Consider the following 251-nt stretch of genomic DNA (forward strand, 5'->3'; position numbering starts at 1 on the left):
ATCTCAGTTCCTTATCGCTATCGACTTAAGCAAGACAATGGATCAAAGCACTTATGCACAAGAGATGAAGCGCATCCGTGATTATGTACTTGAGTCAGAGCCTGCAGAAACGGGTTCAGTGATGATTGCTGGTTCTGAAATTGAAAACTTCATTAAGAAACATGAAGCAGCTGGCGGCATTGAAATTAACGATGGAATTTGGGAACAAATTACGTCTCTGTAATTAGCCAAAGGTAGGGAAAGCGTTATGC

At 41.4% G+C, this 251-nt stretch carries 1 protein-coding gene; it reads left to right on the forward strand.

The features are described 5' to 3' along the window. The coding region (locus tag AB4496_RS29255) for an Ldh family oxidoreductase (protein ID WP_372133633.1) at positions 1–223 on the forward strand (223 nt) is incomplete at its 5' end. Between the last annotated feature and the right edge of the window lie 28 nt (positions 224–251).

It is taken from the genome of Vibrio sp. 10N.222.46.A1, from assembly GCF_041473595.1.
GTDB lineage: Bacteria > Pseudomonadota > Gammaproteobacteria > Enterobacterales > Vibrionaceae > Vibrio > Vibrio tasmaniensis_A.